This window comes from Gammaproteobacteria bacterium CG11_big_fil_rev_8_21_14_0_20_46_22 (genome assembly GCA_002796245.1).
Classification (GTDB): domain Bacteria; phylum Pseudomonadota; class Gammaproteobacteria; order UBA12402; family UBA12402; genus 1-14-0-20-46-22.
Genome location: PCWT01000010.1, coordinates 1 through 14,358, shown reverse-complemented (window position 1 = coordinate 14,358; position 14,358 = coordinate 1). Strand labels below are relative to the sequence as shown.

General features: G+C 48.5%; 14 protein-coding genes. 8 read left to right on the top strand and 6 right to left on the bottom strand.

Annotated features, from left to right (window positions below):
* Window positions 1-119 precede the first annotated feature (119 nt).
* The 3 genes from recJ to COV52_00950 are packed head-to-tail and all read right to left on the bottom strand — an operon-like array spanning window position 120 to window position 3,333.
* Complete coding sequence (gene recJ, locus COV52_00960; GenBank protein ID PIR11987.1) at window positions 120-1,838, bottom strand: single-stranded-DNA-specific exonuclease RecJ; 1,719 nt, start codon at window positions 1,836-1,838, stop codon at window positions 120-122.
* A 17-nt stretch (window positions 1,839-1,855) separates the two neighbouring features.
* Window positions 1,856-2,149: a hypothetical protein gene (locus COV52_00955; GenBank protein PIR11986.1), complete on the bottom strand. Its 294-nt coding sequence runs from the start codon at window positions 2,147-2,149 to the stop codon at window positions 1,856-1,858.
* Window positions 2,150-2,160: 11 nt separating this feature from the next.
* Window positions 2,161-3,333, bottom strand: coding sequence for an alanine transaminase (locus tag COV52_00950; protein PIR11985.1), 1,173 nt, complete (start codon window positions 3,331-3,333; stop codon window positions 2,161-2,163).
* Between the two features lie 93 nt (window positions 3,334-3,426).
* Between COV52_00950 and COV52_00945 the strand changes: the two genes are divergently transcribed.
* From COV52_00945 to relA, 4 genes are all read left to right on the top strand, one after another.
* Entirely contained in the window at window positions 3,427-3,795 is a 369-nt protein-coding gene (locus tag COV52_00945) for a hypothetical protein (protein PIR11984.1), read from the top strand.
* Between the two features lie 50 nt (window positions 3,796-3,845).
* Window positions 3,846-5,741: a hypothetical protein gene (locus COV52_00940; protein ID PIR11983.1), complete on the top strand. Its 1,896-nt coding sequence runs from the start codon at window positions 3,846-3,848 to the stop codon at window positions 5,739-5,741.
* A gap of 106 nt (window positions 5,742-5,847) precedes the next feature.
* Window positions 5,848-7,188, top strand: a complete 1,341-nt coding sequence (locus tag COV52_00935) for a 23S rRNA (uracil(1939)-C(5))-methyltransferase RlmD (GenBank protein PIR11982.1) — start codon at window positions 5,848-5,850, stop codon at window positions 7,186-7,188.
* 37 nt (window positions 7,189-7,225) lie between these two features.
* Window positions 7,226-9,403 (top strand): GTP diphosphokinase, encoded by a 2,178-nt coding sequence (relA, locus tag COV52_00930; protein ID PIR11981.1) that lies wholly within the window; start codon window positions 7,226-7,228, stop codon window positions 9,401-9,403.
* 58 nt (window positions 9,404-9,461) lie between these two features.
* Here relA and COV52_00925 read toward each other — a convergent pair whose 3' ends face one another.
* Window positions 9,462-10,511 carry a hypothetical protein gene (locus COV52_00925; protein PIR11980.1) on the bottom strand — a complete coding sequence of 350 codons (1,050 nt, stop codon included), beginning with the start codon at window positions 10,509-10,511 and terminating at the stop codon, window positions 9,462-9,464.
* A gap of 166 nt (window positions 10,512-10,677) precedes the next feature.
* On the opposite strand from COV52_00925, the gene COV52_00920 reads away from it, so the two are divergent.
* Together COV52_00920 and COV52_00915 are read left to right on the top strand one after the other, a co-directional pair.
* Complete coding sequence (locus COV52_00920; protein ID PIR11979.1) at window positions 10,678-11,112, top strand: hypothetical protein; 435 nt, start codon at window positions 10,678-10,680, stop codon at window positions 11,110-11,112.
* Window positions 11,113-11,144: 32 nt separating this feature from the next.
* Window positions 11,145-11,477, top strand: coding sequence for a histidine kinase (locus tag COV52_00915; protein PIR11978.1), 333 nt, complete (start codon window positions 11,145-11,147; stop codon window positions 11,475-11,477).
* 12 nt (window positions 11,478-11,489) lie between these two features.
* On the opposite strand, the gene COV52_00910 is transcribed toward COV52_00915, so the two are convergent.
* Together COV52_00910 and COV52_00905 are read right to left on the bottom strand one after the other, a co-directional pair.
* Complete coding sequence (locus COV52_00910; GenBank protein PIR11977.1) at window positions 11,490-11,768, bottom strand: topoisomerase; 279 nt, start codon at window positions 11,766-11,768, stop codon at window positions 11,490-11,492.
* A 633-nt stretch (window positions 11,769-12,401) separates the two neighbouring features.
* Window positions 12,402-12,698: a hypothetical protein gene (locus tag COV52_00905; GenBank protein PIR11976.1), complete on the bottom strand. Its 297-nt coding sequence runs from the start codon at window positions 12,696-12,698 to the stop codon at window positions 12,402-12,404.
* Window positions 12,699-13,046: 348 nt separating this feature from the next.
* Here COV52_00905 and COV52_00900 point away from each other — a divergent pair, with 348 nt between their 5' ends.
* Both COV52_00900 and COV52_00895 read left to right on the top strand, forming a co-directional pair.
* Window positions 13,047-13,724 carry a hypothetical protein gene (locus COV52_00900; GenBank protein PIR11975.1) on the top strand — a complete coding sequence of 226 codons (678 nt, stop codon included), beginning with the start codon at window positions 13,047-13,049 and terminating at the stop codon, window positions 13,722-13,724.
* 335 nt (window positions 13,725-14,059) lie between these two features.
* Window positions 14,060-14,311, top strand: coding sequence for a hypothetical protein (locus tag COV52_00895; protein PIR11974.1), 252 nt, complete (start codon window positions 14,060-14,062; stop codon window positions 14,309-14,311).
* Window positions 14,312-14,358: the final 47 nt, after the last annotated feature.

The following is a 14,358-nucleotide window of genomic DNA, read 5'->3' as shown; positions in this document are numbered from 1 at the left end:
ACGAGAAGAATGAACAATTTGGACCAACTTTACTCAGTTTGCAGCGTGAAAATGAATTGTAAACAGGCCCCAGTATTACCCAGCAACGAGAGCGCTCTTTTGGCACCCACTCGTTTGTTTTAAGCAGGCTCTAGATACTCCACCATCAGCTGCACCGTTTGGCGGCCACGAAATTCATTTACGTTGAGCCTGTAGGCCGCCAAAATACGCTCGCAGCGATGGTTGGGCCAGTGATCAAGGTTCACACCGAAAGCAATCGCATCGAGGGTCTTATCGTCTTTTCGAAGTAAAAGCTTCAAATGATTGGCGCCTACGATGCGCTGCTCTAGCACCACAAACTCATCGTGAAACAAAGGCTCGGCAAACGCTTGCCCCCAGGGGCCTGCCTCTTGAATGAGCTTAGCTAACTCAAGATTAAGCTCACGTGCAGCAAGCTCGCCATCACTTTCGATCACGCATTCCAAAGCGTCTTGTGTCACCACCGCACTGACCGCCGTTTCAAACGCTTGTTTAAAGGCCTTGAAATCGTTCTCATCAATCGTGAGCCCTGCCGCCATCGCATGCCCACCAAACTTCACCAACAAATCAGGGTGCGCTTTGTGCACCGCTTCTAAGGCATCACGAATGTGCACACCGGCAATGGAGCGCGCCGATGCTTTCAGCTGACCGGGCTCACCTTGTGCAAACACCACCGTCGGCCGGTGAAATTTATCCTTGATGCGCCCTGCAATAATACCCGTCACGCCCTGGTGCCAGCTTTCATCGTATAAGGATAAGCTCATAGGCAAATCATCGCCCCGCATACCCTCAAACCGTTTGAGTGCCGCAAAGGCTTGTTCTTTCATCGTGCTTTCAAGCTCGCGCCGCTCAAGGTTGAGCGCATCCAAACGGGTGGCTAATTGCATGGCTTCGCTTTCATTATCGGTAAGCAAACAGGCCACGCCCACCGACATGTCTTCAAGTCGGCCGGCGGCATTAAGCCTTGGCGCGACCGCAAAACCCAAATCTGTCGCATACACTTGGCTTAATTTACGCTTGCCGAGTTGTAATAAGGCACGAATGCCCGCAATGCATTGGCCCTGGCGAATACGCCTTAAACCCTGGTCAATCAAAATACGGTTGTTCGCATCCAGTGGCACCATATCCGCCACACTGCCCAAAGCGACAATATCCAGAAGGTTTGCCATATTGGGCTCGGGCAGCCCCTGTTCTTCAAACCAATTCATCTCACGCAAAGCGGCGCGCAAAGCGAGCATCACGTAAAAAATAACGCCACAACCGGCCAAGGCTTTACTTTTAAAGGTATCGCCCGGTTGGTTGGGGTTCACCACCGCGACCGCATCGGGTAGGCGATCGGCCGCCAGATGATGATCGGTCACAATCACATCGATGCCATGCGCATTGGCCGCATCCACACCCTCAAAGCTGACGATACCGTTATCGACCGTAATGATGAGATGGGGCTTACGCTCAGCCGCGAGCTCAACGATCGCCTTGGACAAACCATAACCATAACGAAAACGATCCGGCACCAAAAAATCGACCTGGGTCGCGCCGAGCATACGCAAAGCACGAACCGCAATCGCCGTGCTGGTCGCACCGTCCGTGTCATAATCACCCACAATGAGAATGGACTCACGATGCTTAAGCGCCTGGAGCAAACGGGCCACGGCTTTATCGATCGATTTCAACTCAGAAAATGGCAAGATGTGCTTTAGGCTGTACTCAAGCTCGGCTTGAGAGACCACCCCTCGCGCGGCGAAGACACGCTGCAAAACAGGGTGGTCAGACAGAACTTCGAAGGTTTTTGGTTCACGTGTTTTTATCTTTTTTTTCATTGGCTTATAAAATATAATTAATTTTCAACATCATCTTTTGGGCTGGCTTTATTTTCACCGTGAAGTGGGGCAAACAGACGTTTATTGTAGCGATTCACCGCCGCCACGTTCCAATACAGACAGATGGCCCAGAAGAGATACACAAAAAAACCACCCAAGTGTGAATTGAGCGCGATGGCAATCACAACCAAGACCAACATGATGATGGAACCCATCACCGTGGAATACATCAAACCTAGCGGCCCTAAGAACAGGCCCAGCAGCAAAGCCGCTAGCGCACTTTTGTAGGGGGGGAGCAGAGTTGAGCGCATACGCTTTCTCCTTATAGTTTTAACACGGACGACATCGCCTCAACAGCGTAGCTTATCTTATCACCACCCTGGATCAAACTAAAGCGTACATGGTCATTGCCGTACTCACCAAAGCCGATACCAGGCGAAACCGCCACGCCAGCCTTCTCCAGCAGCCATTTTGAAAACATCAATGAGCCCATATCACGGAATTTCTCCGGAATTTTCGCCCACAAAAACATCGTAGCCTTGGGTTTTTGTATAGCCCAGCCAATATCCGCCAGACTCTCACACATAAGATCACGGCGGTGTTGGTAGGTGGCCCGAATCTCGGCCACACAATCTTGCGGGCCTGTGAGCGCGGTGACGGCCGCTTTTTGAATCGGCGTGAACATGCCGTAATCCAGATACGACTTCATACGACCCAAGGCCTCGATCAAGGTGGGATTGCCACACACAAAACCACAACGCCAGCCGGCCATATTGTAACTTTTAGACAAGGAATAGGTTTCAACCGCAATTTCTTTCGCACCGGGCACCTGTAGAATCGACGGCGCTTTATAGCCATCAAACACGATATCGGCATACGCGAGATCATGCACCACCCAAATCCCGTGCTTGCGCGCGATATCTATAATCTTCTCAAAAAAGATTAAGTTAACGCAATAAGCTGTTGGATTAGAAGGAAAATTTAAAACCAGCATCTTGGGCGCCGGCCAGGATTCTTTGATCGCATCTTGAAGATTTTTAAGAAAGCTTTTTTCATCTTGCATCGGCACATGGCGTACATCGGCGCCCGCAATCACAAAGCCAAACGGGTGAATCGGGTAGGCGGGATTAGGCACCAGGGCCGTGTCGCCCGGCCCCATGGTCGCCAAAATCAAATGTGCCAAGCCCTCTTTCGAGCCCATGGTCGCAATAGCCTCGCCGCTCGGATCAAGCTTTACACCATAACGGGTTTTGTACCACTGACAAATCGCCTCGCGAAGCTCGGTGATCCCGCGTGAAACCGAGTAGCGGTGCGACTTAGGATCATCCATGGCCGCCTTCATCGCCTCGACCACATGTGCCGGCGCCGGCTGATCGGGATTGCCCATACCAAAATCGATAATCGTTCGGCCATCCGCCAAAAGATCAGACTTCAATTCATCGATCAAGCTAAAGACATACGGCGGCAATCGCTGTATTCGAGAAAAAGGCTGCATAATGACCCCCATCCTTTGAGTGCCGGTAAAGTCTAACTGAATCCCGAACAACTTAAAATAGACGCCGATGAACTATGGCGCTACACTCGCCTCATGCAGTTTGTTGAAGACACTCACAACGCCCTTTATCGCCTGACCCACGTGGATGACACAGGCTTCACCGTTAATGGTAAGCACTACAGCGAAAGCCTCATGATCGGCAATGAGCTTTTCATTCCTGATTGGCCACCACAAACCATAAGCGATTTAAACGCAAGCCACTGGCAAATCATCCTCGAACAAACGCCGGATATCCTGCTCATCGGCACCGGCAAACAACGCGAAATCATCGATGACCAACACTTAAGCCCACTCTACGAGCAACGCATCGCCTTTGACATCATGAACACACGCGCCGCCTGCCGCACACTGGCTGTACTTCAAGCCGAGGGCCGGCATGTGATCGCCGCCTTGCTTCGTTAAGTATCTTTCGGTAGACTTTTTCTTAAAAAATAATCACAAGAAGAAGCGCCGTGCCCAACCCACAACAAGAACAAGAACATACGTTAAAACTTGCGGCGTGCGCGTCACACGTGTCTGATTACATCGGTGTTGCTATTCAGGCTTTATTTTACACCCTCAGCACCGGCGAACACACAAGCATCGCCGAAACCATAAGACTCGAAAATGGCTTTATCCAGCTTCAACCAATGCCTTGCTCAAACTGCTCAAACCAGCAAACGACGCCACTGAATCGCTATATCTTAAACACGTTAAAAAGCATAGAAGCCATGGCTGAACGCGAGCACCCAGATGAGCTCCACTATGCGAACACCCTAAGGAATATCTTTATCGACTTGGTTGAAACACACAAAGCCACAGACGGCCTCTACCACATGCTCACCTGCCTAATCAACTACTACATCAAAGTGATTGAGCAAGCCGGCCCCCATAAAGTCAGCAGCTTACCCGAGACCAACACAGGCTTTACCCCTATCACACACGCCTTATTTTTCGCAAAGTTTCACACAGCCTGCTCGCCTGCACCAAAAACTGAGACCTTAACTGAGCCCTTAGACAAACTTTTACAGGCCTTATCCACGCGCAAACCATTCGCTTATCCGCCCATCAATTCAAACGCAAACGTTCACTACGTGCCACATCAGTCAGACGTTTCGGACACACCTCCGTCCACCGAAGGGGACAACGTCGAAACAGACAATAAGAGCACGATTGGCACACCCGATGAGCCCCACCACCTCCCTACGGAGAGCTTTGGCACTGAAACCTGCAACGCACTGCGCCTTCGACTTTTTGGCTCCCACGACAGCACACTGTTTGCCAAAACCTTTCGTACAACAGAAAAAAAAGCACGACAAGAAGCCGAGTTGTTTGATGCTTATCGTGGTATTAATACACATTCGCACGCACCAGGGACAGGCGAAGCCGACGACGCGCAGCCCGCGGTAGTTGACGATTTTCCGGAAAGCATAGGGACGGCCGAAAAACATCCTGAGACTAGCGACTCGCTTTTATTTCGACTCTCTGAAGTTGACACGACGGGTGTAGCGACTTTTCTACTGCTAATGGAAGGCTATGGCGACTGCATCACTTGGCGAGAGCTATGCACAAAGGCATACACGCTTACTCAAGACCAAGTTCTCACACTAGCGACGAACCTTGTTAAGGAAATGAAGCAGTTAGGAGAAAAACACATTGCCCACGGTGATTTACACCGCGGCAATGTTTTAATCAACCGCTATACAAACGACGTTCACTTAGTCGATTTTGGCCTTGCTACGCGCTTCACAGAAAAAAGAAAAATCCCTGTCACTGTGATGGAAAAAAACAACCAAAAAATAGACGTTAGACAAAAATGGGTACTTCAATATCTTCTTGATGGCTGGAAAAAGGTGCCATCAAACCCCTACATTCAAATGGCACCATGGACATACAGAAACCCGATCAGAGTTGGTGAAGCAGAACACAACGAACCCTACGCGATAGACTCAACCTTGAACATCTACCCTTGCAAAACCCTACTTTCCCAATTGTTTTTAAAACATGCGCCCATTTTCTATCTGGCATCTGAATACGCTGGGATACTAAATCTCCATAAGCCCGAAGAAATGAACATGGCGTTACTGGATGACTGGCTCGCAGTGTTTAAAGACCCAGAGGCTTACCTGGCCCAAAGCAACACCTCACCCATTCACCGCCGCACCGCACGTTTCTACCGTTTATTTAAGAAACTCACGAACGAAAATGAACCTACAGAAAATGAACCCACGTTTACACAGGAAGAAATAGGATGCATTCAAAAGCACAACAGCATCCTCCGTGAAGATTTCCATCAAAACCCTTGCGCACTCGCTAGAATACAATTCATCCTAGACGCGTATGGTCCAAGCCGTCCACTGCCACCGTAAAGCTCTTGAAGCAAAAACACTCGCCAGAGTCAATCCGCCACAAGCTGATTGCACTTTCAGCCCAAGGCTTTATCATAAGCCGCTTTAAACACAGCAGGTCAACACCGTGGGTAAACGCCGATTCAAACGCCCGCCCGAGGGCACTTTCACCACCACCATTGAGCGTTTAACGCACGAAGGCCGAGGGATTGCGACCTTAAACGGGAAAACCACCTTTATCGCCCAAGCCTTGCCCGGCGAGACCGTGCGTTTTCAGTACACCGCCACGCACGGCCAATACGATGAAGGGCTCTGCCTTGAGGTGGTGGAAAACACGAGCACGGATCGCGCCATCCCGCTCTGCCCACATTTTGGTACCTGTGGAGGCTGCAGCTTGCAACACATGAGCAGTGAAGCGCAGGTCGCCCACAAACAAAAAACCCTGCTCGAACTGATTGCGCACCAATCCCGTGTTCAACCCAAGGTCGTGCTCGAACCCTTGACCGCACCGCCTTATCACTACCGACGCAAAGCCCGCTTAGGTATTCGTTATGTGGCCAAAAAGGGGCTACCGTTGTTTGGCTTTCGCGAGATCAATGGGCGTTTTTTGTGCGACATTCATCGCTGCGACATCTTAGATTTGTCCTTAGGGCACACCATACAAGCCACACGCGAAATGCTGGATAAACTCTCCATCAAACACCAAATCGCCCAGTGCGAAGCGAGCCTGTCTGAAGATAAAAAAATATTAATATTCAGAAATTTAGAGCCATTTTCTGAAGAAGATATTAAAGTATTGGAGGCGTTTGGCCAAACGCATGATTTCATGGTTTTTCAACAACCCGGCAACGCCAGCACCATCCAAGGCTTGCACGGCGAAGCGCTGCCCAAGCAGTATTATTCACTGCCCGATTTCGACCTCAAACTTGGCTTTATGCCCCACAATTTCACGCAAGTGAATTTCCCCATCAACCAGGCGATGGTCAGCCGCGCGATTGACGAACTTGACCTCAACTCAGACGACACCGTGCTGGATCTTTTCTGCGGGCTGGGTAATTTTAGCCTGGCCGCAGCACGCCATGCCAAACACGTCACCGGCGTGGAAGGCAGCCAAGAGATGGCCGAGCGTGCCGGCGAAAACGCCAAGCTCAACGCGATTCATAACACCGACTTTCACGCCTTTGACCTCATCCAAGACTTTCAGCACACACCGTGGTGCAAGGCCTATGATAAACTGATCATCGACCCGCCCCGCTCCGGTGCTGAGCACATCGTCAAACACATCGAGCATTTCAATGCCGCGAAGATTGTCTACATTTCTTGCAACCCGGCCACCCTGGCGCGCGACATTGCTATGCTCGTGAATGAGAAAGGTTATACGCTTGAAAAAGCCGGCGTGATGGACATGTTTCCCCACACCGCACACGTGGAATCCATGGCTGTGTTTTCACGCCAAGACAAATCGTGATAAGATGCCCGCGATTTAATCGAAGATAACGACAACGATGGTTAAGGTCCGAAAAGCTCTCCCCCGCAACGAAAACCAGGAGGTGGACGTCGATGTCTGGCTACACTCGATCCGAGCGAAAGACAACGGTTTAGTCGAAGAAGCCGTTTTCTTAAGCCGTATTGCTGGTGAAGATCAAAAAACGCCCGACGGACGCAACTGTTTTGAAGCGAGCCTAGAGATCGCAGAGATTGTCGCAGGGCTTAATATGGGCCGCGATGCCGTTGCCGCCGCATTGGTCTATTCCGTGGTAGAGCACGCCGACCTACGCATTGAAGATATCGAAGAACAACTCGGCCAAGACGTTGCCATCCTCGTGGTCAATATCAAAGCCATGCAAAGCATCACCCGCTTGGAATATCAGCAAAGCCATCACCAAATCGATAATATTCGTAAAATGTTATTGGCCATGGTGCGCGATGTGCGCGCCGTGGTGATCAAACTCGCCGAGCGTTTGTGTGTGATGCGCGCCGTGCATCATCATTCTGAGGCTGAGCAACTGCGTTTAGCACAAGAAACCAATCAGGTTTACGCGCCACTGGCCAGCCGCTTAGGCATCAGCGAACTCAAATGGGAGCTCGAAGATTTGGCCTTTAGCATCTTAGAACGTGACACGTACAAAACGATCGCCAAGTCCCTAAAAGAACGACGACTTGAGCGCCAAGCGCGTGTGGAGATGATCATCAGCCGCTTGCAGCAGGCCCTGGCCGAGTGCCACATCGAAGGCCAAGTGGCAGGACGCGCTAAACACATCTTCAGCATTTATAAAAAAATGCAGCGCAAGAAAGTGCCCTTTTCTGAAATCTATGACGCCACTGCGGTACGCGTGCTGGTCCCCACGATCGACGATTGCTACGCTATTTTAAGCTTTGCGCACGAAACCTGGACACCGATCCAAGAAGAGTTTGACGACTACGTTCAAAATCCTAAGCCCAACGGCTATCAATCCATACACACGGCCGTGAGCGATGAAGATGGCAAAGTGTTTGAAATTCAAATTCGTACATTTGCCATGCATGAAGAGTCGGAAATGGGCGTGGCCGCACACTGGATGTACAAAGAAGGTAGCCGTGCTTCTGGCTACGAGCAAAAAATTAAATGGCTACGTCAATTACTCGACTGGCAAAAAGAAGTCAGCGATGATACCAACTTACCGGCCGAGCTTGAGCGCAATGTATTTCAGGACAGGACCTATGTGTTCACACCGGACGGCAAAATATTAGATTTACCGACGGGCGCCACGCCGCTGGATTTCGCCTACCATGTGCACACCGAAGTGGGCCATCGCTGCCGCGGCGCGAAAGTCAACGGCAAAATGGTGGCGCTTACACACACCCTAACGCTCGGCGACACGGTTGAAATTCTCACCACCAAGCATTCGCAGCCCAGTCGCGATTGGATGATTCCACAACGCGGCTACTTAAAGACACCGCGCGCACGCGCCAAAGTATTATCGTGGTTTAAACAACAAGATCAATCGCGTAATATTGAAACCGGCCGGCAGCTTTTAGAGCGCGAATGTGACCGGCTCAACCTGGAGCTTCCGAAACTTGAAGACCTTGCCGAAAAGCACAACCACCCTGATGCCAATCGCTTTCTGGCCGCACTAGGTCGAGGCGATTTGCGCTTAGCCTCTGTGATTTACACCATTCAAGGCCCCGTACCCAAACCTGAAATGGGCGAGATACATTTTGAAGAAAGTACCAGCAAAAAGTCTGCCGGAACCGACATCAGCATTTCAGGCGCCGGTGACTTGCTCAGCAATATTGCGAACTGTTGTCGACCTGTGCCCGGCGATGATATCGTGGGCTACATCACACAAGGTCATGGCGTCACCGTACACCGCCGAAATTGCAAAAATGCCGAGCATTTAGCGGCCGAAAATAATGATCGGATGATCGAAGTGGAATGGACACACACCACGCATGCACGCTACCCCGTCAGCCTTCATGTTGACGTGTACGATCGCGCAAGATTATTAAGCGATATCACACAAGTGTTGAACAATGAGAAAGTGGGCATCCTTGCACTGAACACCTTCAGCGACAAGAAAACGCAAGAAGCCTATTTAAAGCTTACCATCGAAGTGAAGTCACTCGAAGATATCAGCCGCATTATCGACAGAATCACATTGATTCCGAACGTAAAAGCCGTCAAGCGGGTGAAAGATAATTAAGCCCAATACGTTTTATAAAAAACATACACCGTCACCACGAACAAAAAGGCAACGTCCCTTACGTTTGAAAACGCCAGACACCTTTGATGTAAGGACCATTAAAATCAAGGTTGCTTTGATCTTGACCAGAGGTCTCAATGGCGATCACGCCTTGGTTAAACTGGTTAGGTACAAGTGAGGTAGGCACAACTTGGTTAATACCATTGAAATAGACATTGAATCGGTAACCTAGTGCCAAACTCAGGCTTGAACCCGAATGAAAAACCATCTGGTAACTTAGACTCACATTACTGTCAAACTCAGGCACCATTCTGGCCACACCCTGATCAGCCAATGACGTTGTCACCGCAGTAGGGTTATCATGGCCTTGCGAGCGAAAGGTTGTTTCAGACGTCATCCAACCTGCCATTAACGCGGCACCAAAGTCAGCATGAAAACCAAAGTGATTCAAGAATGAAGCCGTGGTATCCAAAGCAAAGCGAGGGCCAGCGCCTAAATATTTAGAGGTATTGTATGAGGTTATATTATAGTGATTACCACCCACTGCTGCGTCATAGCCTTGGAAGTTTGCCGTCAGATATTGCTTCAAGCGCGCAAGACCCAAACCGATAAACGGTGAAAACTGAAGATGCTGATTAATCTTAAACTGGTGCGCATAGCCCAAATTAACATTGTCCACATTAAAGTCTGCCGACCCAACCGCTGAACTTCGAAACAAAGCTTGTGCCAAAGGCCCAAAATAATAAGGCGGCGCAACGGAAGCACTACCACTGGCACTCATATTATTGGAATCACTGGTGGCCAGATGCAACCAATCTGCTTGCAACTCATCTGCCGTTGCAAAGTCATACTGCATACCCACACTAAATGCAGAGTGAAAGCTAGGTGAGACATTTTGAGTAATCCAGTGAGGCGCCGGCAAAGGTAAGGGTTGAGTGTAAGTCGCATACTGCAAATTACTCGCACCCGGTCTCAAGTAGAGCCATTGCAGGTCAATACTCAGAGCCGGACTTTGATCGGGTTTAGGCAGATTCGGTGTCTCGGCGACAGCCAAAGCATCAAAGTAAAAAAGCAAAGAAAAAAATAAGGCAATCCTAGCAAGGTTCATTTTGGCACAAATCCTTTTGGTATAAATAAAAAGCGAATCAAGGTATCATCCTCCTTGAAAGAGAGCAAGCAGCATTTGGAAACAGCACCTGTCCATTTATTAACCGGTGAGATGCCCTTTTTACGACAACAGCTATAGCCCACAAACCCTTACGAGAGACTTTAAAATGAGCGTTATAGATCACATCGATATCAATAATGACCCGTTCGGATACTCCGGGGAAATACAGGCGATCGTATCCGCCGCAGGGTTTGATTGGGATAGTGCTCTCGATATTATTCAAGCGTTAAAAGACGAAGTGGATGAACTTGAAGAAGCTGTACGCGAAAAACACTCGCAACGTGATATCGAGCTTGAACTTGGTGATGTGCTATTTACCTGCGTGAACTTAGCTCGCCACTTAGGCACAACCGTTCATCACGCACTGGATCAAAGCAACCAAAAATTCACGCGCCGTTTTCGTGCAATGGAAACACTGCTTGAAAAACAAAACCTCGCGCTGAGCGCGCTAAGCTTTGATGCACTTTTAGACTTTTGGGCGCAGGCAAAAAAATTGACGCGCACAGAAGAGGCATTGCATCAAGCTGACAAACCCGATTAAAATAGCCTAAACCTTCAAACCTGAGAGCACCTATGAATAACATTCAGCAATACCCACTGATCGACACACAAGCCGGCATTGAGCTTGCCGGTGGCAGTGAAGACATGCACAAAGAGTTGCTCGCGATGCTAAAAGCCATGCTACCTGAGCACGAGCAAGAAGTGCTCGCCGCCTTTGAAGCCAAAGACCTCAGCGAATTAGCCAAGGCCGCACATAAACTGCACGGTGCTTGCTGTTATACGGGCACACCTCGCTTGAAGGCGGCCAGTAAAGAACTGGAACTTTGTGCCAAAGCTGGCGGCGATACACAAGCCGCGTTCGATACATTCATCGAAACACTGCACGATACCGACGCCCAACTTTAATTCAAGAAAGCTTTAGGCTTTAGCACCCTCAGTTTTGCCGGATGAGACCGTCACGTCTTTCTGAAGTTTTTTCACCAAGTTCTCGCTAATGCCCTTGATCGCCGACAACTCAGAAGCAGACTTAAAGCCCTTATGCGCCTTGCGGTAAGCGATAATCGCCTCAGCTCGGTGCTGACCGATACCCGGCAAGGCCTCAAGCTGCTTAACGCTGGCCGTGTTTAAATCGACCGTCGCCGCAAAACTTGCTGAGACCAAGCCCAACGATAAAGCTAATAACACGAATTTTTTCATCATCAATCTCCAAAAAAATAAAAAATAAACATACAAAAATTAAAGCAAAGCCGCGCACGCAATGAGCCTTGTGAGGAGGGATAAAGGAAGAGCCTGCAGTGTAGCGCAGCGTTAAAACATATTGAACAACTATATTTTTAAGAAAAAACTCATGCAAAAAATAGAGAACAGAATAACACATAATCATAGAAACAGGTTTGAGCAGTTGCCCAGATCGTAAAAAAATCGCCTTCAGGCAAAGAGCTTCAGTAAGCTGACCAGAGTTGATTTTTTTCGCACAAACACTGGCTCAAGCAGGGCAAAGATTGAATGCTTTGAATAAATAATGTTACTTTTAAAAGATAATCTACTGGAACCCGCCGCCCTTCAATAACCATGCAGCGTCACTTAATTTAGGGCGCGTCCCTAAAGTCGTCGCTGGGCTGCAAACCAAGCAAAATTGGCAAAAATTAAGGATGCTTTTCGTTAAATATGTTCAATATTCGCCTCAAACCATACTTAACTTTTGTACAATTATCTTGATTTTCGCTCCTACCGAAACTTTAGGGACACGCCCTAGTGAAATCAATTTTTTTAACTCTTGCTTGCTTCGTTACCCAAAGATCATGCCGCGCTTGCATTGCAAGCCAGCTTTCAGGGCTCATACGTTGTTGGCGCAATCACAATATCACGAATGCAAACCGATTGCGGTTGCTCAAAAAGCCATAATACAGCGTTAACGACATCCTGAATCTCAATGATTTGATCGCCCTTTAAATTAGCTGTGATAAGCATTGGCGTTCTGATTTTCGCTGGCGCCACATTACACACTCGAATTTTATAGCTAGCGTTTGCCATACGAAGCGATTCCGTTAAACTTTTTACGGCTGCTTTAGTCGCCGCATAGGTCGCCAATTGTGGTCTTGAACTTCGATCCGCCACAGAACTCATGTTGATAATAGTGCCCTCAATTAGTCAACGAATTTTGTGTGGTTTTTCTCATGATATCCGCCGAAGGAGTGAGCTCTACACCATTGGCTATCACGGTAATTTATCTCTCATATAATGGCCAATAATCGCACAGATTTGGATGCTTACATCAAGGGCCGATTCTCGCCTCTTAAAGTGAGCGCTCATTTGAACACGCTCCAAGCCATGAGCATTCCTCATCAGGTCCGTGACAAGCCTGGAGGAGAATTCTCCACAGTTTAGCGGTGAATTGGATTGTAATAAATGACTGCAAGAAAACCTTAAGCCTTTCAAAGTACGATAGCCCAAAATAACAGAGGAGATGGAAATATGTCTCAAACTGCAAAAGAGCTTTTATTATCTTTTGAAAATGCACTGCTTCCTTCACTTTCAGGCAAAAGAAGAGAAAGAGCAAAAATGTTTTTCAGCTTGTCTCATCGTTTGATCGAGCGCTCAAATCGTTCTGGCGAGCCTGTACGCATTATGAGCGATCAGGAACGAGAATTACTCTTAAAAACTTGTGAGGCACCTCCTGAGGTTTCGAAGAGCCATTCTACTGGCTATTCGCCTACTTATGGCTCAATGTTTTTTTCATCTTGTGTCAGAGAGGCTGTGTCCGCGGGTTTCTCAACAGTATTTAATACACCGACTCGCTGGAAAACTTTTATGCTAGCTGTGCTTGATTTCTTAGCGGCCTTTTTGCTATTTCCACAGCTGGGTTTTGCTCAGCATTGCGTCAATTTTGCCATCAGTGCATTATTAAATTATGGGGCTTCTTACTCGAATCATGCGAAGACTATGCGAGCAATTTGTGTAGGAACCCATGCTGCGATTCTGGCTTATTTTGACTTTTTTGCATTCTCCACTGCTTTTTTGGGCGGTTTGTTTGGGCAGGTTTTTGCGCCTGTGATTGTGCGAGCTGTGATGGGTTTTTTTGCTGCCCAGCTGCCGCCTGTGCCGCCAGCAGCAGCACCGCCACCTGCGCCTATAGGAAGCCATCACGGTTAGCCCCTAAATTCGTTTTTTCCCTAAAAGTAGAATTTTCTCTTAACATCCCCACCCTGCTTTAGCCAGACGGGGATGTCAATGTACTGTTATGAAGCGCAAGATTTTGGTATTACACACTTTTGTTAAAAATACACATGCAACTCTCAAAAATGAACTGAAAATTGCAGTAAAGCAACCAAACAAGGTTATTAAAAATAATACTGAAAACACGCCCTAAGTAAGTGCGCGAGCGCGCTAGGATTTAATTTAGAAATTAAACACCAAACCTGACTTGAAAGTCAGCTATAATTCAGTCCATTATTGACCATAATAAGCCAATTTTATGGAGAAGCACCATGCCAAAAAACAACGTGACCGCCAATCAGCGTAGACGAAAAATTATACTTTATGCCGCAGCAGCCGCAGGGGCAGTCGCCTCTATTTTTGGCATTGTCTGGTTAATCAAAAAACGTCGGCTTGAACCCGCTTTGCTGGGCGTGGCCGCTTCCCTTCCAGGCCTAAGCAGCGAAACAGCCAGTTCAGCCAATAAAAGCCAAAACCCACCCCCACAACCTACGACTCCAATGTACGACTTGAGACATAGGTAACACTTTATACCGGAGACATAGGTTACACTTTTAGGCATTTGAAGGGG